This window comes from Jatrophihabitans sp. GAS493, from assembly GCF_900230215.1.
GTDB lineage: Bacteria > Actinomycetota > Actinomycetes > Mycobacteriales > Jatrophihabitantaceae > MT45.
Genome location: NZ_LT907982.1, coordinates 4,761,709 through 4,784,256, shown reverse-complemented (window position 1 = coordinate 4,784,256; position 22,548 = coordinate 4,761,709). Strand labels below are relative to the sequence as shown.

The 22,548-nt window shown below is 66.3% G+C and carries 22 protein-coding genes; 18 read left to right on the top strand and 4 right to left on the bottom strand.

Going from position 1 to position 22,548, the window contains the following annotated elements:
• The first annotated feature begins 59 nt into the window (after positions 1-59).
• From CPH63_RS21515 to typA, 8 genes are all read left to right on the top strand, one after another.
• Positions 60-722 (top strand): hypothetical protein, encoded by a 663-nt coding sequence (locus CPH63_RS21515; protein WP_096304774.1) that lies wholly within the window; start codon positions 60-62, stop codon positions 720-722.
• 157 nt (positions 723-879) lie between these two features.
• Positions 880-1,545 carry a cyclase family protein gene (locus tag CPH63_RS21510; protein ID WP_096304773.1) on the top strand — a complete coding sequence of 222 codons (666 nt, stop codon included), beginning with the start codon at positions 880-882 and terminating at the stop codon, positions 1,543-1,545.
• Entirely contained in the window at positions 1,542-2,246 is a 705-nt protein-coding gene (locus CPH63_RS21505) for an SGNH/GDSL hydrolase family protein (protein ID WP_096304772.1), read from the top strand. Before CPH63_RS21510 ends, CPH63_RS21505 begins: the two co-directional genes overlap by 4 nt.
• Before the next feature lie 149 nt (positions 2,247-2,395).
• A complete protein-coding gene (locus CPH63_RS21500; protein WP_157749725.1) occupies positions 2,396-2,905 on the top strand; it encodes a MarR family winged helix-turn-helix transcriptional regulator in 510 nt (169 codons plus the stop codon).
• A gap of 54 nt (positions 2,906-2,959) precedes the next feature.
• The gene (locus CPH63_RS21495) at positions 2,960-3,685 is read left to right on the top strand and encodes a hypothetical protein (RefSeq protein ID WP_157749724.1); all 726 of its coding nucleotides are present in this window, start codon (positions 2,960-2,962) and stop codon (positions 3,683-3,685) included.
• 58 nt (positions 3,686-3,743) lie between these two features.
• Entirely contained in the window at positions 3,744-4,268 is a 525-nt protein-coding gene (locus CPH63_RS21490) for a hypothetical protein (RefSeq protein ID WP_096304769.1), read from the top strand.
• A 147-nt stretch (positions 4,269-4,415) separates the two neighbouring features.
• The gene (locus CPH63_RS21485; protein WP_096304768.1) at positions 4,416-6,050 is read left to right on the top strand and encodes a DEAD/DEAH box helicase; all 1,635 of its coding nucleotides are present in this window, start codon (positions 4,416-4,418) and stop codon (positions 6,048-6,050) included.
• A gap of 2 nt (positions 6,051-6,052) precedes the next feature.
• Positions 6,053-7,927, top strand: a complete 1,875-nt coding sequence (gene typA, locus CPH63_RS21480) for a translational GTPase TypA (protein WP_096304767.1) — start codon at positions 6,053-6,055, stop codon at positions 7,925-7,927.
• Between the two features lie 247 nt (positions 7,928-8,174).
• Here the strand turns inward: typA and CPH63_RS21475 are convergent, their stop codons facing one another.
• Complete coding sequence (locus CPH63_RS21475) at positions 8,175-9,170, bottom strand: type IV toxin-antitoxin system AbiEi family antitoxin domain-containing protein (RefSeq protein ID WP_157749723.1); 996 nt, start codon at positions 9,168-9,170, stop codon at positions 8,175-8,177.
• A gap of 205 nt (positions 9,171-9,375) precedes the next feature.
• Here CPH63_RS21475 and CPH63_RS21470 point away from each other — a divergent pair, with 205 nt between their 5' ends.
• The 9 genes from CPH63_RS21470 (at position 9,376) to CPH63_RS21430 (ending at position 19,320) form a co-directional block, all read left to right on the top strand.
• On the top strand, positions 9,376-10,560 hold the full coding sequence (locus tag CPH63_RS21470; protein WP_241895757.1) for a pyridoxal phosphate-dependent aminotransferase: 1,185 nt from the start codon (positions 9,376-9,378) through the stop codon (positions 10,558-10,560).
• Positions 10,557-11,333 (top strand): nitrilase-related carbon-nitrogen hydrolase, encoded by a 777-nt coding sequence (locus CPH63_RS21465; RefSeq protein ID WP_096304764.1) that lies wholly within the window; start codon positions 10,557-10,559, stop codon positions 11,331-11,333. Before CPH63_RS21470 ends, CPH63_RS21465 begins: the two co-directional genes overlap by 4 nt.
• Positions 11,334-11,670: 337 nt before the next feature.
• Positions 11,671-12,672, top strand: coding sequence for an ABC transporter permease (locus CPH63_RS21460; protein WP_096304763.1), 1,002 nt, complete (start codon positions 11,671-11,673; stop codon positions 12,670-12,672).
• Between the two features lie 74 nt (positions 12,673-12,746).
• Positions 12,747-14,474, top strand: a complete 1,728-nt coding sequence (locus tag CPH63_RS21455; RefSeq protein ID WP_096304762.1) for an ABC transporter substrate-binding protein — start codon at positions 12,747-12,749, stop codon at positions 14,472-14,474.
• A gap of 134 nt (positions 14,475-14,608) precedes the next feature.
• The gene (locus CPH63_RS21450) at positions 14,609-15,619 is read left to right on the top strand and encodes an ABC transporter permease (protein ID WP_096304761.1); all 1,011 of its coding nucleotides are present in this window, start codon (positions 14,609-14,611) and stop codon (positions 15,617-15,619) included.
• An 11-nt stretch (positions 15,620-15,630) separates the two neighbouring features.
• The gene (locus CPH63_RS21445; RefSeq protein WP_096304760.1) at positions 15,631-16,704 is read left to right on the top strand and encodes an ABC transporter ATP-binding protein; all 1,074 of its coding nucleotides are present in this window, start codon (positions 15,631-15,633) and stop codon (positions 16,702-16,704) included.
• Entirely contained in the window at positions 16,704-17,816 is a 1,113-nt protein-coding gene (locus CPH63_RS21440) for an ABC transporter ATP-binding protein (protein ID WP_096304759.1), read from the top strand. The genes CPH63_RS21445 and CPH63_RS21440 overlap by 1 nt, the downstream gene beginning before the upstream one ends.
• Before the next feature lie 88 nt (positions 17,817-17,904).
• Entirely contained in the window at positions 17,905-18,816 is a 912-nt protein-coding gene (mshB, locus tag CPH63_RS21435; protein WP_096304758.1) for an N-acetyl-1-D-myo-inositol-2-amino-2-deoxy-alpha-D-glucopyranoside deacetylase, read from the top strand.
• The gene (locus CPH63_RS21430; RefSeq protein ID WP_096304757.1) at positions 18,817-19,320 is read left to right on the top strand and encodes a hypothetical protein; all 504 of its coding nucleotides are present in this window, start codon (positions 18,817-18,819) and stop codon (positions 19,318-19,320) included.
• A 15-nt stretch (positions 19,321-19,335) separates the two neighbouring features.
• On the opposite strand, the gene CPH63_RS21425 is transcribed toward CPH63_RS21430, so the two are convergent.
• The gene (locus CPH63_RS21425; RefSeq protein ID WP_157749722.1) at positions 19,336-20,316 is read right to left on the bottom strand and encodes a GNAT family N-acetyltransferase; all 981 of its coding nucleotides are present in this window, start codon (positions 20,314-20,316) and stop codon (positions 19,336-19,338) included.
• A gap of 62 nt (positions 20,317-20,378) precedes the next feature.
• Here CPH63_RS21425 and fdxA point away from each other — a divergent pair, with 62 nt between their 5' ends.
• Positions 20,379-20,699 (top strand): ferredoxin, encoded by a 321-nt coding sequence (gene fdxA, locus CPH63_RS21420; protein WP_096305335.1) that lies wholly within the window; start codon positions 20,379-20,381, stop codon positions 20,697-20,699.
• Between the two features lie 11 nt (positions 20,700-20,710).
• Here fdxA and CPH63_RS21415 read toward each other — a convergent pair whose 3' ends face one another.
• Entirely contained in the window at positions 20,711-21,550 is an 840-nt protein-coding gene (locus CPH63_RS21415; protein WP_096304755.1) for a hypothetical protein, read from the bottom strand.
• 6 nt (positions 21,551-21,556) lie between these two features.
• Positions 21,557-22,510: a 2,3,4,5-tetrahydropyridine-2,6-dicarboxylate N-succinyltransferase gene (gene dapD, locus CPH63_RS21410; protein ID WP_096304754.1), complete on the bottom strand. Its 954-nt coding sequence runs from the start codon at positions 22,508-22,510 to the stop codon at positions 21,557-21,559.
• Positions 22,511-22,548 lie beyond the last annotated feature (38 nt).

Genomic DNA, 22,548 nt, shown 5'->3' with positions numbered 1-22,548 from the left:
GTTGCGGCGGAATCTCTAGCACGCTTGTCACCGTCTCCCGGTAGCTGCAGACTCCTGTCATGCGCTTTGTCAGTGGTTCAGCGTCCTCGAGTGACGACGAGGAGGAGAAGGATCTCCGTGACGCCTGGCGCAGGCGCGTTAGGCCCGACAATCAGATCCCGATCACGCTGGGCACCGCGTTTCTGCTCGCCCGCACTGACGACCTCGCCGTCGCGATTAGTGCCCTGCGGGTCTACGCCAACGGTCTGGAGTTCACCGTGTCGGCCCGTAGTCGGGGTGATGTGGCCGGGCAGGGTCTGCTCCTGTCGGGGTTTGGCGGCCATCGACCGCGGGGACAGCACGGCAGTGTGGACCGGTTCCTGCTGGGCTTCGAATTCAGCGACGGACGATCAGTGACGAACGTGGAATCCTGGCCGCCCGCCCTGCCCGATGTCGACGATCACGACGGCCCATGGTTGACCAACGGCGGCGGCGGTGGCAGCGATCGCGTCGCCGATCATGACTTCTTCCTGGCGCCGCTGCCACCGGGCGAGCGCCTTACGCTGGTTGGTGCCTGGCCGAGTCTGGGGATCGCGGAATTCCGGCAGGCCTTCGACGCGGTCGCCATCCGAGCGGCCGCGGCCCAGGTCATCGAGCTCTGGCCGCCGCAGCTCGACGCCGACGACCCCGAGCCGCCGCCGTCGCCGGTCGTCCCGCCTGGCAGCTGGTTCGAGCGCAACTGACCCGCCCGGTGCGTTCGCTAGGAGCGTGGCGGGTCGAGGGTGGCGGGTCGAAAGTACTGCACCTTAGGTGCCATGGGGCGCATACCGCAGGACCTTCGCCGGCTGACCGATGATTTGATGGGTGATCGCGCACCGGAAACCGTCGGGAGGGTGCCTCATGCACGTTGGCCGAGTGGTCGATCTCTCCCTGCCGATCGACGCGCACACCCAGCTCTACCCGGGTGATCCGGCGGTGAGGTTCGTTCCGGCCGCGACCATCGAACGCGACGGTTTCAACCTGCTCAGCGTCGAGATGGGGTCGCAGAGCGGAACGAACTGCGATGCCCCGTACCACTTCCTCGAATCCGGCGCGCGCATCGACGAGTTGGACCTGGCGCTATTCACCGGGCCGGGCGTCCTCATCGACGTCCGCGGTAAGCCGGATCGAGCGGCCATCAGTGCGGCCGACGTCACTCCGTACCTGGATCGGCTCGCGGCCGGCTCGATCGTGCTCCTGCATACCGGATGGCCTGAATTTTATGGAACATCACGCTACCTCGACCATCCCTATCTGAGCGCCGACGCGTGTCGCGTCCTGCTCGAAGGAGGCGTCCGCACCTTCTGCCTCGACGCGATGAACATCGACGAGACGCCGAACGAGCAGCATCCCGGCGTTGGATTCCCCGTGCATCATCTGATCGCCGAGGCCGGCGGCGTCATCGTGGAGAACCTTCGGGGTCTGGACGAGATCGACTTCGAACCCCTGATCACAGTGTTTCCGCTACGCCTTACCGGCGCCGATGGTGCGCCGACGCGCGCCGTCGCGATTGAGCTGCGGCCGTGACGAGACGGCCGGCCGTGCTGGTCACCGCCGTGATCGGCGGGACGCTGCTGCTCGTCGCCTGCTCCTCAGCAGCGCCACCCGGCTCGCGGGCTTCGAACACGCCGGTCTCAACTGAGCGACTCGTCACCTTCGGCCATTCCTACGTGGTCGGAGTCGGCGCCAGCTCGGCCCAGCGGAGTTGGCCGCAGATCGCCGCCGCCCAGGCCTGCCGGGTCCTGGTGAACTACGCCCACAGCGGCGATCGCGTCGCTGAGACGAAGGCGATCGTCGACCGGCAGGCGTCCACGCTGCGGGCGACGGACGTGGTGGCGATCCAGATCGGCATCAACGATGTGCGCTCCAACGGCACCGACCCGGCCGCGGTGGCGGACTACCAGTCCCAACTGGGCAGCATCCTGCGGACACTCAAAGGACATCGGGTCCTTCTGGTCGAGGCCGATCGGCTGCCGATCACGTCCTCGATGAACAACTGGGGAATCGGTGGCCCAGCAGCACTTGCCCTGTACAACGAGGCGATGGAGCGGGCGGCGGCCAACGCGGAGGACGCAGCCAGAGACATCACACTGGTGGGGCCACCTCCGCAGTGGAACCCGGCGGCCGACATCGCGTCCGATCAGTTGCATCCGAATGACGCCGGCCATGCGCTCATCGCCAGATCGGTGGACGAGGCCCTCAAGGGCGCTGGCGTCGGCTGCAGCTAAAGAGATTCACCCTCTGTTTGCACTTCGAATCGCGCAGTCACGCTTTTTGCGTCAAGATGTTTTACAAGTTAATTCGTCGCGATCGTTCGGGAGTCGATCCGCGACTGGTGTCTGGGGACCACACCACCACGGAAGGTTCCGAACTACACATGACAGATACGTTCCCCGACGTCCGCCGTTCGCCAGAGCGCGCCGGCCTTGACGGTGGGCCTGATCGCACAGGCCTTGACGCCTCCCTCGCCTCGGTGCGAGCACTGCGCGACCTCATGCTCGTCGGTGAGCAGTTTCGACAGGCCACGGCCGAACACTTCGGCGTCGGCGTCACCGAGACGATCGCCATCTCCTACCTCTCGGCGGAGGGACCCCTCACCCCGCGTCAACTCTCACAACGCCTCGGCCTCACGCCGAGCAGCGTCACGTCGGTGCTGGATCGACTCGAGACGGCAGGTATGGCCGAGCGGGCACGCCACGCCACCGATCGCCGGCAGATCACCATCACCATCACCCCGTACGGCCAGTCGGCGATGACCTGGACCCAGCTGCACCTGGAGAAGGCGCTGCGCGAGCTCGGTTCAGACCGCCTTCCCGATACCTCCGGCATCCTGGGCGAGTTGGCGGTGCACCTGGCGGCGCAGACCGCCGTCGTCCGACATGCCTGATCGCTACGACCCGTTCGACGGGCGCCCCGCCCTCACAGCCGCTATATTCCGCGAGTGACGAACGCGCGAGTCCTTACCGTTGTGGCGATCGGCGCCATTGTCGCGCTCCTCAGTGGCTGCGCGACCATGGTGTCGGGGACGCCCACCAAGGGAATCGGCGCCTTCCCGTCATCCGCGGCGTCGACTGAGTCCACGCCGTCTCAGGCCGATCCGACCGACTCCAGCCCGACGAGTGAGGAATCACCGGCCGCGCGGGCAATGATGCTCACCACCGACGAACTGCCGGCCGGCTGGCGAGACGACACCAGCGGTGACGACGGCGACGACCCGGGCGACGACGACTCGTCCGAACCGGCCTGCATGGATGACATCCTGATCGGCTACTTGGCCGACGAATCGGCCGAGGGCGACTGGGTCAAGGGCGATGAGGACACCGGCCCGTGGCTCACCGAGTCGATCGGTCTGGCCGACAGCAGCGCCGATGCCGCGGATGCAATGGCGACCGCGGCGGAGGACTTCGACGCCTGCCCGAAGATCGCCTTCGGCACCGGGGCGGACCGCTTCACCGGCTCGATCACGCCGGTGAGTCTGAGCCAGCACCTCGACGAATCGCACGGGTACCGACTTCAGTTCAAGTCGGGTGGGACGCCATTCAGCTTCTACTTCGAGGTGATCCGCAAGGGGAGCACCCTGATGGCGATGCTGGCCGGCGGAATTCATCCGGTGACCCAGCCCGCCTTCGAACAGATCGTCGCCCGGGGCTACCAGAAGCTGAAGTAACGGGCGTATATCGCTTGCCCGCGTCCGTGCCGGTGATCGTGCATAGAATTGCGCGGACATGACTGCCACCGCGAGCTCCTCATCGAGCGCAGGACCAGCCCGGCACTGGCGCGGATTCGGCACGAGGGTCGCCGCCTGGTGGCCGTCGGTCTTCGCCGTCGCCTTCTGGGTGGCCGCGCCGCTGCTCTGTCTCTATGCCGCGCTCATCGGTGTCCAGCAGTTGGCGCACAACCTCAACGACAAGGCCGTCGGGATCCCGGGGACCTTCACCGCGACGTCGCACAACTGCCAGCAGCAGTTATGCATCACCTCGGGCACGTTCACCAGTGATGACGCCCGCCTCGTCGAGCCGGATCTGATCGGGGACTTCCGCTGGCCGGTCGGCTCCACAAGCCGGGCCGTCTACAACGCGGGTTCGGGTGAGATCACCGGAATCGCTGATGTGTGGGATCCCACACCCACCCTGGTTGGCTTGGCTGGAAGTACCATTTTTCTGATTTTGTGGGGATATTTGGTTGTCGTCTCGCGCCGTCGCCGTCGAGCCGAACCCACGGTGGTAACGGCCTCCTCAGGAAACGGCTAGACTGGCACTTGCTGGAGTAAGGCGCCTGCCTTCCAGCCCGCCATCACGCGCGACTTACGCGCTGGGCTCGTGCCAGAACCGCCAAAGACATTTGCGGATTGCCGGGACGTGCCGTCGTCCTTAAGGAATCCTTTGTCTCGCCCTGCCATGTCCCGCCCCGCTTCAAGCCAGACCCACAACACACACACTTCGCGTAACCGCCCCGCTGGTTCCAGCGGTGGCCAGCACAGCTCCTCCAACGGCCGCGGCTCGCACTCCGCGCGCCCCTCCTCACGCTCTTCGCGCCCGGCTCGCGGCGGCGCCACCCGCCCCCGTTCGCTCTGGGACGACCTGCCGGTCCGCGTCGTTCCGACCGAGAACCTTCCCGGATTCGCCGACCTGGGCCTGCCCCGGTCACTCATCACCGCACTCGACCGCGCCGGAATCGCCAAGCCGTTCCCGATCCAGGCCGCCACCATTCCGGACATCATCGCCGGCCGTGACCTACTCGGTCGCGCCGCCACCGGTGCCGGCAAGACGCTCGCCTTCGGCCTTCCGCTGATCGCCCGCCTCGAAGGTTCGCCGAGTCGTCCGCACCGTCCGCGTGGGCTCATCCTGGTCCCCACCCGCGAGCTCGCGATGCAGGTGACCGACTCGATCGCGCCCCTGGCCGCGTCGCGTCAGCTCAGCGTCCGCCTGGTCGCCGGCGGGCTGCCGATCAACAAGCAGATCAACTTCCTCGAGCGTGGTGTCGACGTTCTCGTCGCCACCCCGGGGCGTCTCGTCGACCTCATCGAGCGGCGCTCGTGTGACCTCTCCGAAGTTGAGGTCACCGTCCTCGACGAGGCCGACCACATGGCCGACCTCGGGTTCCTGCCGGTCGTTCGCCGCCTGCTCGACATGACGCCCGGCAACGGTCAGCGGCTGCTCTTCTCGGCCACCCTCGACGGAGACGTCGCCACGCTGGTCGAGAACTACCTCACCGACCCGTCCGTGCACGCACTCAGCACGGCCGAAGCGTCAGTCGACACCATGAGCCACCACGTCTTCCGCGTCAACCAGCACGAGAAGTTCGACGTCACGGCGGCCATCGGCGCCCGCGAGGGGCGCACCATCATGTTCGTGCGTACCAAGCACGGGGCCGAGCGCCTGGCCAAGCAGCTCGGCCGGGTCGGTGTCGCCTCCGGCGTACTGCACGGTGGTCGCAGCCAGGGGCAGCGCACCCGCGCTCTCGACGCCTTCAAGGACGGCAGCGTCCCGGTGCTCGTCGCCACCGACGTCGCCGCCCGCGGTATCCACGTCGACGACGTCTCGCTGGTGCTGCACGTCGACCCGCCGGCCGACAGCAAGGACTACCTGCACCGCTCCGGGCGGACCGCTCGGGCCGGGACCAGCGGCGTCGTCGTCTCGCTCACCACTTCGGCTGACGAGCGCGCCGTGCGCAAGCTGATGGTCGATGCCGGCGTCCGACCGGATCAGCGCGACGTCACCCCGACCGATTCGGCGATGGCCGACGTCGCCGGGGCCAAGGCGCCGAGCGGTGTCGCGATCGTCGAACGGGCAAGTGCTTCGCGGGGCAACGGTGGTTCACGTGGCGCCGTCCGTCCGGGCGAGCGTTATGCCCGGGCCAGCGCCCGCTCCGGTGGAACGCGCAACGGCAACAGTGGCCGCAGCGGGGGTGCCCGCACCGGTCGCACTGGAAGCTCAGCCGGCTCGACTGAAGGTGGCAGCACCAGCGGTCGCCCGTCCCGTCACCCCCAACATGCAGAACGGCGTCCCCGCCGCGATCGGAGTGGAGCGTAACCATGGCTTTCCGTAACGACATCCGAAACGTTGCCATCGTCGCGCACGTCGACCATGGCAAGACCACACTCGTTGACGCGATGCTGTGGCAGTCCGGTGCGTTCACCGCGCACCAGGCTGACACCGGTGACGTCAACGAGCGGGTCATGGACTCCAACGACCTCGAGCGCGAGAAGGGGATCACGATTCTGGCCAAGAACACGGCCGTTGACTACGTGAGCCCGGGCGGCGAGAAGGTCGTCATCAACATCATCGACACCCCCGGTCACGCTGACTTCGGCGGTGAGGTCGAGCGGGGTCTGTCCATGGTCGACGGTGTGGTGCTGCTGGTCGACGCCTCCGAGGGCCCGCTGCCGCAGACGCGCTTCGTGCTCCGCAAGGCCCTCGCCGCGAAGATGCCGGTCATCCTGGTCATCAACAAGGTCGACCGCCCGGATGCCCGCATCGCCGAGGTCGTCGACGAGACCTATGAGCTCTTCCTGGACCTCGACGCCGACGAGAAGCAGATCGAATTCCCGATCATCTACGCATCCGGCAAGGCCGGTCGCGCGTCGCTCAAGCGTCCCGAAGACGGCACCATGCCGGAGGCGGCCGACCTTCAGGCGCTCTTCTCGACGATGATCGAGACGATTCCCGCCCCGTCCTACACCGAGGGCGCCTCGCTGCAGGCTCACGTCACCAACCTCGACGCGTCGCCGTACCTCGGGCGTCTCGCGCTGTGCCGGGTGCACAACGGTGAGATCCGCAAGGGCCAGCAGGTCGCCTGGTGCCGCTCCGACGGCACCGTCGAGAAGGTCAAGATCACCGAGCTGCTGATGACGCACGCGCTCGAGCGTCGGCCGGCCGAGGTCGCCGGCCCCGGTGACATCATCGCCATCGCCGGTATCCCGGACATCACCATCGGCGAGACCCTGGCCGACCCGGACAACCCACAGCCGCTGCCGGTCATCACCATCGACGAACCGTCGATCTCGATGACCATCGGCATCAACACCTCGCCGCTGGCCGGTAGCTCGGGCAAGAAGCTCACCGCGCGCCAGGTCATCGACCGTCTCAACGCCGAGCTCATCGGTAACGTCTCGATCCGGGTTCTGCCCACCGAGCGTCCGGACACCTGGGAAGTCCAGGGCCGGGGCGAGCTCCAGCTGGCCATCCTGGTCGAGATCATGCGCCGCGAGGGCTTCGAGATCACCGTCGGCAAGCCGCAGGTGGTCACCCGTCTGGTCAACGGCAAGGTGCACGAGCCGATGGAGCGCCTCACCATCGACATCCCGTCCGAGTACCAGGGTGTGGTCATCCAGCTGATGGCCCTGCGCAAGGGTCGCCTGGAGCAGATGGTCGACCACGGCACCGGCTGGATCCGGATGGAGTACGTCGTTCCGGCCCGCGGCCTGATCGGATTCCGTACCGAGTTCCTCACCGAGACCCGGGGCACCGGCCTGCTGCACCACATCCACGACAGCTACGAGGCGTGGGCCGGCGAGATCCGCACCCGCCCGTCGGGGTCACTGGTCGCCGACCGCAAGGGCGTCACCACCGGCTTCGCGCTGGCGAACCTTCAGGACCGTGGCGTCATGTTCGTCGGCCCGACCACGGACGTGTACGAGGGCATGATCGTCGGCGAGAACTCCCGCTCCGACGACATGGACGTCAACCCGACGAAGGAGAAGAAGCTCACCAACATGCGCCAGTCCTCTGGTGACGTGCTGGTGCCGCTGATTCCGCACCGGGTACTCTCCCTGGAGCAGGCACTCGAATTCTGCCGCGACGACGAGTGCGTCGAGGTAACCCCAGACCAGGTCCGGATCCGCAAGGTGATGCTTGCCGCCCAGGACCGCGAGAAGTACCGCAGCCGCAACAAGAAGGCCAAGGCCTGATTCTGGCCCTTCTTGTCAGGCAGCTGCCTGCTCGATCTCTGCCCCGCTAGTCGTCGATTTCCCGCCAGATCTCGACTGACCGGCGGGGCAGAGTTCGTTCCGGCCCGCCTTGTTGACCGCCTTGTAGGTCGGCCAGCCCAGCCCGTCGGCCCGCCTTGTCCTTGGAAGAACCGTGCTACGGGGCCGGCGCGGGTGCTCCACGGACAAAGCTGGCGGCGGGGAGTGAGCGGTGCCGCCCAGGCCGTGGCTAGCCAGCCTGCTGCGCAAACCAGCCCCGATGGCTGGCCGGGCGCCGCTGGCCACGTACGAACGCATTGACAAGCCTGTTCTGCAGGATTTCCGGCCGGTTGACTTCCGCCCAGCCCCACCGGACCACGACCAGCCCGATCTGTTCGAGACGCTCCTGCCTCAATTTCTCGGCCCGCAGCACCTCCATGGGTGCGGTCGCATACTTCTCGAAGCCGTCTGCCTCACCAACGACGCCGAACTGGGGCCAGAAGAAATCGACCCGACCCAGAAACCGGCCGCCGACATCCTTCAGCACCGATTGCAGCTCGGGCGGTGGCAGGCCCAGGTCTCGTATCCGCAGGCGGCTCATCGACTCGAGGGGGGACTCGGATCGATCGTCCACCAGGTCAAGCAGATCAGTGGCGCGGCGGATCCACGGCCAGCCTGCGGAGCGTTCCAGGCAAGAAGCGATACTCGGCCGGTCGCCGGGAGTGCGGTGCAGCGCCGCATCTGCGGTGACCACAGCCGCATCTCGGCCGTACTCCCGCGCGATATCGCAGATCGTGCGACCGACACTGGTACGTCTCAGCGCGTGGGTCGCCGAGCCCGCCCCGACCTCTGGCGTCGCCGCCGCGTCGTCGGCCGTAAGCCGTGCTCGATGCACGTGCAATCCCTCGAAGCTGCCGCCTCGGCCGGGGGCGATGGTTATGCATGGCTGCCTGGGCGTGCGCAGCATCGGCAACCCAGAGAGGAGGGCGGCGCTGCCCTGGCTGGCGACAGCCGATGGCATTGTGAGCAGCGCCGCCGCGACCTGCGTGCAGAGCCGGCGATTCCGCTCTTCGGGGGAGGCCGCCGCCAGCCGCTCAGCCAGACAGAACGTCCCTCGTCTAATTCTGACCAGCTCACCGCGTTGAGCCGCCCGCGCCAGGGCTGTCCGGCTCCAGCCGGCCTCGATGGCCTGGACGGTGGTGAAGGCTCCGTGCTGAGCCGCGGTGGCGGCAGGGAGTGGTCGCATCGCCCTACCCTTACGCCGACCGACGCCCTTCGCCGCTCCCAGATGACATCTGTGGATAGCCTCGCCGCCGTCATTCGCTCTGTCCCTCGAACACCCGGTCTTGCCCCGCGATGCGGTTCTTGGACGGACAAAGCTGGCAGGGATGCGGTTCCTGGACGGACAAAGCGGGCGCGTTCGGGGAGGAGCTGGGCCGTAGGCTGGGGGAGTGACTGGCAGCGGGCCGTTGGTTGAGCGCATGTCGAGCTTCGGCACGACCATTTTCGCGGAGATGTCGGCCCTCGCGCTGCGCACCGGCAGCATCAATCTCGGGCAGGGCTTCCCCGACACCGACGGTCCGAGCGAGGTGCTGCAGGCGGCGGTGGACGCCATCAACGCCGGCCAGAATCAGTACCCGCCGGGCATCGGTGTTCCAGCGCTGCGGCAGGCCATCGCCGCGCACCAGCTCCGCTTCTATGGTCAGAGCGTCGACCCCGATACCGAGGTGCTGGTTACCGCCGGCGCCACCGAGGCGATCGCCGCTTCCATCCTCGCGCTCGTGGAACCGGGCGATGAAGTGGTGATGTTCGAGCCGTACTACGACTCGTATGCGGCCTGTGTCGCCTTGGCCGGTGGGCGGCGACGAGTCGTGACGCTGCACCGGGACGGGCAGCGATGGATATTCGATCCGGCAGAGCTTCGGGCGGCAATCACCAGTAAAACCCGGCTCATTCTGCTGAATACTCCGCACAACCCGACCGGCAAGGTCTTCAGCCGCAGCGAGCTGTCGACCATCGCCGCAGTGGCCTGCGAATACGACCTACTCGTGGTCGCCGACGAGGTGTACGAGCATCTGACCTTCGACGGCCTGCCGCACGTGCCGATCGCCACCCTCCCCGATATGGCCGAACGGACCGTGACGATCTCCAGTGCCGGCAAGACCTTCAGCGTCACCGGATGGAAGATCGGTTGGGTCGTCTCCACTGCGGAGTTGGTGACGGCGGTGAAGACGGTGAAGCAGTTCCTCACCTACGTCAGCGGCGCACCGTTCCAGCCTGCGGTGGCGCACGGGTTGGCCCTGCCCGACGCCACCTACGGTGAGGTGGCGCGCAACCTGCAGCAGCAGCGTGACCTGCTCTGCGACGGGTTGACCAAGCTTGGGTTGGACGTCATCCGCCCGCAGGCAACCTACTTCGCCACCGTCGACATCGGCGCCGACGCGCTCCAGTTCTGCCGCGAATTGCCTGAGAAACATGGAGTAGTTGCGATTCCGAGCCGGGTCTTCTACGACACCGACGCCGGGAGCCGATATGTGCGCTTTGCGTTCTGTAAGCGCCCCGACGTGTTGGTACGGGCTATCGAAAGGCTCTCCGGGCCATGGGAAAGCAATGAGACAGCAGGGAGAATCTCGTGAAAATTGCGGCGATCCAGCATGACATCGTCTGGCAGGACGGCCCGGCTACGCGCAAGAGCCTGGAGCCGCTGATCGCATCCGCCGCCTCGTCCGGGGCTCGGCTCATCGCGCTCACGGAGATGTACGCGACCGGCTTCTCGATGGATCCCGATCGAGTCGCCGAGGACCAAGGCGGCCCGAACGAGCAGTTCCTGCTCGACCAGGCTCGCGAACACGGCGTCTGGGTCGTCGGCTCGATCGCCCAGCGCGGCGAGGACGGGCGAGCCCGCAACGTGGCGGTCCTCGCTGCACCGGATGGAAGTACCCATCGTTACATAAAGATTCACCCGTTCAGCTATGCCGGCGAGGACAAGCACTACGCCGCCGGCACGCAGTTCTGCACCGTGAACGTCGAAGGTCTGCGGGTGAGTCTCTTCGTCTGTTACGACCTCAGGTTCGCCGACGAGTTCTGGCAGGTGGCCGCCCAGACCGATCTCTACGTAGTCGTCGCGAACTGGCCGGCGGTGCGGCGCGAGCATTGGCGGGCCCTGCTGCAGGCTCGTGCCATCGAGAATCAGGCTTATATTCTCGGGGTAAATCGCGTGGGCCGGGCCGGCAAGGACGACCACGTCGGAGATAGCGCGATCATCGATCCACTGGGTCAGCGGCTTACCGAGGCCGCCCACATCGAAACCGTTCTCATCGCCGAGGTGACCGGTGGGCAGGTCGCCGAGGTTCGGAGCCGCTTTCCGTTCATGGCAGATCGCAGACCGGTTTCGCCCAGATCAACGTGAGGTAACGCGGGTGCTTCTGGCCCCGATATTTCTTCACCCTGCTGGCTAATGACACTTGCTGAGCCTGGCTGAGAAGATGCCAATGCGCTGGTTACGAATCGGCAACTCTTGACGCCTGCCGCCATCCTCTTCCTAAGATGCGCATATGGTGGACTCAGATACGGGTGTTACCAAGTCAAGCGATTTTTGCTTGACGGTGCTGTTGCGATAGCGAGACGACGGGGATCGGACCCGGGTTTGACGTAGGTCTGACCGAGGTCCGGTTCTGTCTTCTCGGCACCCTTTGGCGTGCGGCGCACGAGTTCTGGCCGCCAGAAGTGAAGGAGTCAGTGCATCTATGTCGGTGCCGCTGGAGAGCCTCGAGTCAGACGTCGATTTTGAAGGACTCATCGAGGTAGAGGGCGATGGGATCGTCGGTCGCTCGCCCTGGCAGATCGCGATGTCGCGTCTGCGCCACGACACGGTGACGATGATCGCGCTGGGCGTGGTCATCTTCACGATCGTGCTGGCCGTCGCCGCGCCGTTCCTGAACGCGCTGGGAGTCACTGATCCGTACACCTTCCACAACGAGCTCGTCGGCGGACTCGGCTCGCTGCCCCTCGGCACCTGGGGCGGTATCTCACTCGCCCACCCGTTCGGCGTGGAACCCGGTACCGGGCGTGACGTCTTCTCGCGCGTCCTCACCGGCGTGAGCCTCTCACTCTTCATCGCCACCCTGGCGACGCTCTTCAGCCTGGTCATCGGCGTGGTGCTCGGCATCATCTCCGGCTACATGGGGAAGGCCACCGACTTCATCATCGGCCGCACGATGGAACTGGTTCTCTGCTTCCCGCAGACGCTGATGCTGCTGGCCCTCTCGCCGGTGCTTAAGCCTCGCATCACCCAGATGGGCGTCCCGTCCGGCACCGCCACCGACGTCGCGTACCTGATCTTTGTACTCGGCTTCTTCGGCTGGCCCTACATCGCGCGAATCATCCGCGGCCAGGTGCTGAGCATGCGAAACCGGGAGTTCGTCGAGGCATCCCGCAGCCTGGGCGCGAGCCGCCGGCGCATCTGGATGAAGGAGCTGGTGCCCAACCTCTGGGCGCCGATCATCGTGTTCGTCTCGCTCACCCTGCCGCTGAACATCGCGGCCGAGGCGGCCCTCTCCTTCCTGGGTGTGGGTATCCAGCCGCCGACGCCGAGCCTCGGCAGCATCTTGAACAACTCCGTCTCGTACTACGACGCGGACCCCGCGTTCTTCTATATTCCGGGCACTGTGCTTGTCGTCATTGTGTTGGCGTTCAACCTTTTCGGCGACGGCCTCAGAGACGCATTGGACCCCAAGTCCTCGCGATAGAAAACAGTTTGCGGGCAATTCGTCCCGCAGCAACGCGTGCCAAGTGGGCACTCGAGAAAACAGAGGAAGGTTGCATGGCCACCAACAGGAAGCGGACCGCGATAGTCGCGGTCGGTGTTTCGCTCGCGCTCACGGTGACGGCGTGTAGCTCGTCCAAGAGTTCTTCGTCGTCGAGCACGTCATCGGCGTCATCGGCGAAGACCGGCGGGACGATCTACTACCTCACCAAGCGCAACGTCGAGCACTGGGACCCCCAGCGCATGTACATCGGGCGCGACCTCGCGGATGCCTCCCGGCTGTTCTACCGCACGCTCACCATGCTCGACCCCAACAACAAGGTTGTTCCGGACCTCGCCACCGACACCGGACAGGTCAGCAACGGCAACAAGACCTGGAAGTTCACGCTGAAGGACGGCGTGAAGTGGCAGGACGGATCGGCGATCACGTGTGACGACGTCAAGTACGGCGTCTCGCGCACCTTCGCGACCGACGTCATCACCGGTGGCCCGAACTACGCCATTCAGTTCCTGGACATCCCGTCCAACGCTGACGGCTCGTCGCAGTACAGCGGCCCGTACACGAAGAAGGGCCAGGCGCTCTTCGACAAGGCCGTCACCTGCACGGGTAACACGATCACCTTCAACCTGAAGAAGCCGGTCGGTGACTTCAACTACGCGGTCTCCGGCGCACTGGCCGCCTTCGGCCCGTACAAGGCCTCACAGGACAAGGGCGCGAAGTCCAACTACTCCGTCTTCTCCAGTGGCCCGTACGAGCTGCAGGGAACGTGGCAGGAGGGCAAGGGCGGCACCTTCGTCCGTAACCCCAACTACGACCCGAAGACGGATAACACCGCTATCCGCAAGGCGCTTCCGGACAAGTTCGTCTGGGAAGAGGGAATCGCTGTGGAGACGGTCTTCGACCGCCTGCTCGCCGACTCCGGACCGGACAAGTACGCGGTCACCGACCGCTCGGCCCCGCCGGCCTACGCGGCCCGCGTCGTCGCGCAGAAGTCCCGCGCGACCAACCCGAACACGCCGTTCGTCGACTACCTGCTTCCGAACTTCAAGAAGCTGACGAACCCGTTGGTGCGCCAGGCGCTCGCCGTCGCGGTCGACAAGACGAGCTGGATCACCGCTTACGGTGGCTCCGAGCTCGCCAGCCCGGCTAACAGCATCATCCTGCCGGGTGTCGATGGCTACAAGCAGTTCGACAACGTCTTCGGTGCCCCGGACAGTGGTGACGCGGCCAAGGCCAAGGCGCTGCTGACCCAGGCTGGTGTCCCGATGCCGTACCCGATCCACTTCACCTACAGCGGTGGCACGCCGACGACGGACGCTCAGGCTTCGTCGCTGAAGGCCGCACTGGACAAGGCCGGCTTCACGGTCACGCTCGAGGGCCTCTCGGACACGTACTACGACGTGATCCAGAACCCGAGCAACGCCTCGAAGTACGACCTCACCTGGGCCGGCTGGGGTGCTGACTGGCCGAACGCCTCGACGGTCATCCCGCCGCTGTTCGACAGCCGGGTCAACCTCTCGGCGGCCTCGAACGGTCAGGACTACGGTTACTACCAGAGTTCGACCACCAACGCAGCAATCGACGCGGCCTACGCCGAGCCGGATGCTACGAAGCGGAACGCTGACTGGGGTGACCTCTCGGAGTCGCTGGCGAAGGAGACCGCCTACATCGGTCTGGACATCGAGAAGTTCCTCCGCCTGCACGGTTCCGGCGTCACCAACTACGCCGAAACCAATGCCAGCAACGGCTACCCGGATCTCGGTCTGCTCGGGGCAGCTTCCTAACTGAGCAGTACTGAGTTGTACTAGGCACTAAGACTGGGAACGTGGGTGGGAAGGCGACTTCTCACCCACGTTCCCGGTCCGCCTAAATCGGATAGCTTGCGGGAGCGGGTTACTCATCTCAGCTAGGGGCGAAGGTGTTCTTTTATACGGTTAGGCGCTTGATCGGTGCCGTGCTGCTGCTCATCGTGATGAGCATGGTGACGTACCTGATCTTCTTCGCGACGCCGACTGATCCGGCTCGATTGACGTGTGGCAAGAACTGCACACCAGCCGGTATCGAACAGAATCGAAAGTTTCTTGGCTACGACCAGCCGCTCCGGACCCAGTACGTCGAGTTCGTCGGCGGCTTGTTTCACGAGCGCAAGTTCCCGGCCGACGAAGAGCTGCAGAAGGCTCGCCCCGACCTGGTGACCACCTGTGCGGCGCCGTGCCTGGGCTACTCGCCCTACCGCAACGAGGAGATCTGGACCTACCTCAAGCCGAAGGTCCCGGTCACCGCCTCGATCGTGATCGGCGGCTTCCTCATCTGGATCTTCAGCGGGGTGTTGCTGGGAATTGTCGCAGCGCTCTTCCGAGGGAGATTCTTGGATAGAGCGATCGTCGCGGGAGCGTTGGTTTTCTATTCATTCCCGACCTTCTTCATCTCCTTGTTGCTCTTGGAGGTGGTGGTATTCCAATTGGGCTGGCTGCAGGTGCCGTCGTATGTCAGTCCGTCGGAGAGCATCGGCTCCTGGGCCTACAACCTGATCCTGCCGTGTCTCACCCTGGCGCTGGTCTACGCGGCGGCCTACATCCGGCTCACCCGTACCTACATGCTCGAGACGATGAATGAGGACTACCTGCGCACGGCCCGCTCCAAGGGCCTGCCGGAGCGCACCGTCGTCTTCAAGCACACGCTGCGGGCCGCGCTCACCCCGATCGTCACCATCAGTGGCCTGGACCTGGGGGCGTTGCTGGCCGGTGTTCCCATCACCGAGACCGTCTTCAACTTCCAGGGACTCGGACTGGCGACCGTACAGTCGGTACAGGTCTTCGATCTGCCGACCCTGGTGGTCATCGTCCTGCTGTCGGCGGTCTTCGTGATCGTCGCCAACCTGATCGTCGACCTGCTCTACGCGGTCATCGATCCGCGCGTGCGGTACTGAGAGGAGTTGGCATGACAGTCACGGTTACCGAAGTCGAATCGTCCTCGGCCACTGAGAAGCAACCCTTCCTGGCCGTCTCCGATCTGAAGGTGCACTTCCCGACCGACGACGGACTGGTGAAGTCCGTCGACGGGGTCAACTTCTCGGTCGAACGCGGAAAGACCCTGGCCATCGTTGGCGAATCCGGATCGGGTAAGTCGGTCACGATGCAGGCGGTCATGGGGCTGCACCGCAACACCCGGGCCAAACTCGAAGGCCAGGTGATGCTCGACGGCGACGAGCTGCTGGGCGCCAGCGACGACATGGTCCGCAAGCTGCGCGGGTCGAAGATGGCCATGATTTTCCAGGACCCGCTCTCGGCGCTGCACCCGTACTACTCGGTCGGGAACCAGATCAGCGAGGCCTATCTGGTTCACAACAAGGCTTCGAAGAAGAAGGCTCGCGAGCGCACGATCGCGATGCTCGACCGCGTCGGAATCCCCAACGCCGCCCGCCGGGTCGATCAGTACCCTCACGAGTTCTCCGGCGGTATGCGGCAGCGCGTGATGATCGCGATGGCGCTGGTGAACGACCCGGCCCTGCTCATCGCCGACGAGCCGACCACCGCCCTGGACGTGACGGTGCAGGCGCAGATCCTGGATCTGATGAAGGACTTGCAGCGTGACTTCGGGTCGGCGATCATCATGATCACCCATGATTTAGGGGTGGTTGCCGATATCGCGGACGACGTGATGGTGATGTACGGCGGTAAGGCGGTGGAGGACGGCTCCTCGACCGACGTCTTCTACGACGCTTCGCACCCCTACACGTGGGGGCTGTTGAACTCGATGCCCCGGATGGACCGCGATCGGGCCGACCGCCTCGACCCCATTCCCGGCAGCCCGCCGTCACTGATCAATCTTCCGAGCGGCTGCTCCTTCCACCCGCGCTGCACCTTCACCGACATCGTCGGTGGCGACCGTTGTAAAACCGAAGTTCCCGGGCTCTACGACGTCGGACCGAATCACCATGCCCGGTGCTTCCTCGACGCCGACCAGCGAGCCGAGGCGAAGCGCAGATCCGGCGTCGTGCAGGAGGAGATCTAATGACGGCAGTTGCCGAACCGAGTGCGAGTAGTTTCGTCACTCCGCCGACGCCGCTGCTGGAGGTGGCGAATCTGCAGAAGTACTTCCCCCAGTACACGCAGACCTTGATCCGCCACAGCGCACCGCCGGTACGGGCGGTCGATGGCATCTCCTTCACGCTCGGTCGACAGGAGACTCTCGGCCTGGTCGGTGAGTCGGGGTGCGGGAAGTCGACCGCCGGTCGGACGCTGCTGCGCCTCATCGAACCGACCGGTGGTTCGATCAAGATCGACGGCGAGGACATCACGCACGCCGACGGGAATCGGCTACGGCATCTGCGCCGGGAACTGCAGATGGTCTTCCAGGACCCGATCGGTTCGCTTAACCCGCGTCACCCGGTCGGCTCCATCATCGCCGCACCGTTTGAGATCCAGAAGGTCAAGCCGGCCGGCGGGGTCCGCAAAGAGGTGCAGTCGCTGATGGCACGCGTCGGGCTGAATCCCGAGCATTACAACCGCTATCCGCATGAGTTCTCCGGCGGTCAGCGTCAGCGCATCGGTATCGCCCGGGCGATCGCACTCAAGCCCAAGCTCATCGTCTGCGACGAGCCGGTGTCGGCGCTGGACGTCTCGATCCAGGCGCAGGTGGTGAACCTGCTCGAAGACCTGCAGAACGAGTACGGCATCGCCTACGTCTTCATCGCGCACGATCTATCGGTGGTGCGGCACATCTCCGACCGTGTGGCCGTCATGTACCTCGGCAAGATGATGGAGCTCACCGATCGGGAGACGCTGTACAGCAAGCCGATTCATCCGTATACGCACGCGCTGATGTCGGCCGTGCCGGTGCCCGATCCGGCCCAGCGCACCGCCCGCTCGAAGGTGCTGCTCACTGGTGACCTCCCCAGCCCGAACAACCCGCCGCCGGGCTGCGTCTTCCACACCCGTTGCCCGAAGTATCGCGACGTGCTCGGGGAGAGCGAGAAGGAGAACTGCCGGGTGACGGTGCCGCTGCTGGAGCTGAAGTCGCCCGGGCATCTGGCCGCCTGTCACTACCCGGAGGCCCGACCGGACCTGGCCCCGGCCACCGAGGCCGACCCGCCGGCGCCGTCGTCACCGCTGATCGACGCCTGAGCGCCGGTCGGACTGACGGGTCGAGCGGTCTGCGAGGTGGTTCACTCGGCGCCGCGGTGTCGGTGGGAGTCGGTAAAGTCCTGTAACTGTGACCGCAACCAGCGTAGAGACCCCTCAGCGAGTTCTGCTCGTCCATGCTCACCCTGACGACGAGACGATCGGCACCGGCGCCACCATGGCGTATTACGTCGCCCGTGGCGCCGGGGTCACGCTGATCACCTGCACCCTCGGTGAGGAGGGCGAGGTGCTGGTGCCTGAACTCGCCCAGCTGGCGGCCGACCAGGCCGATCAGCTCGGCGGCCTGCGGATCACCGAACTGGCCGAGGCGATGAAACCGCTCGGGGTCACCGATCACCGCTTCCTCGGCGGGCCCGGACGCTTCCGTGACAGCGGCATGATGGGCACACCGGCCAACGACAAGCCGCGGGCCTTCTGGCGGGCTGAGAAGGATCCCGAGGTCTTCGCGGCTGCCGTCACCGCGGCGGTGCAGGTGATCCGTGAGGTTCGCCCGCAGGTCCTGGTCACCTACGACCCGAACGGCGGCTACGGCCACCCCGACCACATCATGGCCCACCGGGTCGCGATGGCCGCCTTCGAGGCCGCGGCCGACCCGAGTTGGCCCGACGTCGAGGCGCCCGTGTGGCAGGTGAGCAAGCTCTACTGGTCGGTGCTTCCGAAGTCGGTGCTGCAGCAGGGGATCGATGCCCTCAAGGCGGCCGGCACCAATTTCTTCGGCGTCGACAGTGTCGACGACCTGCCCATGGGCACACCGGACTCAGACGTCACCACCGCCATCGCGGCCAACGACTTCGGGGAGGCGAAGATGGACGCCATGCGCGCCCATGCCACCCAGATCACCGTCGACGGTCCATTCTTCGCGCTCTCCAACAGCGTTGGGATGCAGGCGATGGGTGTCGAGTACTACCAGCTCGTCCGCGGTCGGCTCGGTGAGCTGGGCGATGCCGGCCACGAGAGTGATCTCTTCAGCGGGATCGAGTAGATGCCCGCGCCATCGGCCGCCAGTTCGGCGCCGCGGTCGCCGGCCAGTTCCGGGCGGAAGTCCCCGTCATCGCCGGCGGACCCAGTCGCCGCCGACGATGTGGCGGCCACCGAGCCCTCCCCGGCCCTGATCCGGCTTCAGGTCACGGTCGGGCTGGTGCTGATCGTGATCGCGGCCGCGACCACGGCCCTCATCGAGGTCCTCCTCGTGCCGCTGTATATCGGTGCAACCATCTTCCCGATCACCATCCTCTTGGCCGTGGCCAGCAACATCGGGCTGCCCATTCTGGCGCGCCGGACGGTGAACTCCGTGGTGGCGGCCGCGCTACCGGTCGTGGTGTGGATCCTCGTCGTGCTGCGGGCCAGCCAGACCGGCCCCGGCGGCGACGTACTGCTCCCGGGCAGCGGCGCGCTCGGCGTCGTCTCCATCGTGCTCATGCTCAGTGGGCTGACGGCCGGAGTGCTCACCGTGACCCGCACCGAGAAGCGCTCCACCCGCGACTGACGCCCAGCCCGTCGGTCAGCAGTTGGCGTCCGCCCCGGAGTGCTGGTGGCTCGGCCGAATCGTCGGCTCCGGGTCGCTGCGGTAGCGGTAGTCGTGGTGCACCCAGTAGCCGAGTCTGCGGTACAGCGTCACGGCCGGATCGTTGTCGCTCATGACCTGCAGGTAGCTGCGGGTGGCGCCGTTACCGCGGCCCCAGTTCGACAGGGCGCTCATCACCGATGTCGCCAGGCCGCGCCGCCGGGCCGACGGGGCCACCTCGACGGCGCCGATCCCGAGCCAGCCGTCGTCGACGACGCCGCGTCCGATGGCCACCAGCTGCCCCTCCTGACGCACCTGCGCGAAGATGGCCCGGTCGTGACGGTTCAGCAGTTCAACGCCGCCGGCCGGCATCCCGCCGGCCTTGTAGAGCGTGCACCACTCCGCGGAGGCCCTGCTGCCCAGCTCCACCTCGATGTCGAAGCGGGCATCGGCGACCGGCAGCACGTCCAGGCGGGCGGTCATGACGTGCACGTCCAGCGAGGGCTCCCAACCCAGCTCCTGCAGTTCGGCGTCGAGTAGCCGGCGCGCCTCGGTGGGGACGCTGAAAGCCAGCGGGAGGCCGCGCTTGGCGTACCACTCGCGGGCCTGCGAGATCGCCTCGACGACCGGGATGCCCGGCGGCTTCAGTGGCAGCACCGTGTTGGCCCGCATCGTGAAGCCGTCATTGGCCCGAAGTATCCAGCCGCCGAGCTCGGCGTACTCCTCAGGTCGCCAGCCGCGCAGACAGACCTCCTCCAGGGCCAGCACCTGCGCCGCCGAGGCCTCCACCACCTTGGCCGTCGCGACGTGACTGAGGTCGACCTCGACCGGGCCTGACCGCGACTCTATTCGGGCCGTTGTGGCGGTTACCGTGAGTAGGTCACCGACCACGTCGCCGAAGAGAATCCGTCCGTCGTCGCCGCGCCCGACCACCCGGCGGACGACGATTCGCCGCCCAATCCAACTGTTGCTGATCACAGGCGGCATACTACTAAGGTTCAACGTTTCGCATCCCTGACATTCTTGCCGGAGGACCAGCAGTGACTTATGTGATCGCCGAGCCGTGCGTCGATGTTCTCGACAAGGCATGCATCGAAGAGTGCCCCGTGGACTGCATCTACGAAGGCGGCCGGATGCTGTACATCCACCCCGACGAGTGCGTCGACTGCGGTGCCTGTGAGCCGGTCTGCCCGGTGGAGGCGATCTTCTACGAGGACGATCTGCCGGACAAGTGGCGTGACTACACCCAGGCCAACGTCGACTTCTTCGACGAGCTGGGATCGCCGGGCGGGGCATCCAAGGTCGGTAAGACCGAGGCCGATCCGTCATTCATCAAGGCGCTACCGCCGCAGGGCGAGTAGCTCGGACTGCGCTAGGTGTCCAGGGTGGCGGTGACCGCCGTGGAGCCGGCCGATGAGTCGTTGCGCCAACCCTTCGACGGAGTCCAGCGTTTGCCGGCGTAGGCCACTGACGAGATCCCCAGCCGCTGTGCGTTCGCCACGAACCAGGCGGCCGTCGTCCAGCCGGCTCCGGGCACGGTGATCGTCGAACCGCTGACCACGGGCGCCTGTACCGGAAGGTCCCGCTTCAGCTCGGCGACCACGGTGGCCGGCGGCGAGATCGCGTTCGGTTTGTCGAAGGTGCACGAGATACCCGCTGGGGTCTTTCCGGTGAGCGCGTCGGCCAGCGCCTGAGCCTCCGGTTCGTGCTGGGCGTAGGCGGTGCCGTCGGCCGAGATCTGGACGGCCTGGATGGTGTCGGCCAGCGGGCCGGTGGCCCAGTTCTCCACCTTGACCAGCGCGTCCAGGAACTTGCCGGTGGCGTAGCTGACGTTGGCGATCTGGGCCGGCGTCCCCCACCCCTGAGAGGGGCGCTGCTGGAGCACACCCACCGAATCGCGGTCTCCACCGGCCAGGTTGCGCAACTTGCTCTCCTGCAACCCGGCCGCCAGAGAGAGTACGGCGGCGCGCTCCGGAAGCGCCCGCGTCACCGTCACCCCGACCATCTGGGCGGCGACGGCGGCCTGATCGGGGTCGATCGTGTAGTCGCCGACGGTGCACTGGTCAGCCCGGAAATGTGTCGTCGCTGACCGGTAGAGCGCGCGCACGCCGAAGAACAGCAGCAGCACGACCACCACTATGACCAGGACGCTCGCGCCGAGCGCGCGGCCCCGTCCCGCAGCTGAACCCGCCGTGCGAGAACTACCTGCCATCTGCGCTCACGCGTTGGAGTGCAGGGCGGCATTCAACTCGAACGCCTTCCCCGCGCGAACGCGCGCCTCCAGAGCGCCGGTGACGCTGTTGCGCCAGAACTGCAGTCCGTTCTGGCCGGAGAGCTCGGCTGCCTTGACCACGGTGCCGTCGGCCAGGGTGATCTTGGAACCCGCGGTGATGTAGCAACCGGCCTCGACGATGCAGTCATCCCCCAGGGAGATGCCGACGCCCGCGTTGGCGCCGATGAGGCTGCGCTGGCCGACCCGGATGGTGTGCTTGCCGCCCCCGGAGAGGGTGCCCATGATCGAAGCGCCACCGCCGATGTCCGAGCCGTCGTCGACCACCACGCCGGCCGAGATCCGCCCCTCGACCATCGATGCGCCGAGGGTGCCGGCATTGAAGTTGATGAAGCCTTCGTGCATGACGGTGGTGCCCTCGGCCAGGTGTGCACCGAGCCGGACCCGGTCGGCGTCGGCGATCCGGACGCCGGTCGGCACCACGTAGTCCACCATCCGCGGGAACTTGTCGACGCCGAGCACCTGCACCGGGCCGTAGTGGCGTAGCGCGATGCGGGTCTGCTCGAAGCCGGCGACGGCACAGGGACCGTAGGACGTCCACACGTTGTTGGGCAGGATGCCCAGCAGCCCATCGAGGTTGAGGCCATGCGGCTGAACCAGGCGGTGGCTCAGCAGGTGCAGACGAAGGTAGGCGTCAGGGACATCGACGGGAGCGGCGTCCAGGTCGATCTCCCGCTCCACCACCTCGACCCGCACGCCGCGGGCCAGCCCGTGCTGGCCGGACCCGGTGAGCGGCGCGAGCTCGTGCGGGACGGCGCCCCCGGCAGCGGCCGGCCCCAGATGCGGAGCCGGGTACCAGGTGTCCAGGATCTGACCGGTGTTGGTGAGGATGGTGGCCAGGCCAACCCCGGCGGCCAGGCGGGGAGCGTTGCCGGCGGTCATGAGCCGGTCTCGATGCATGTCGTCACGACGACAACCCT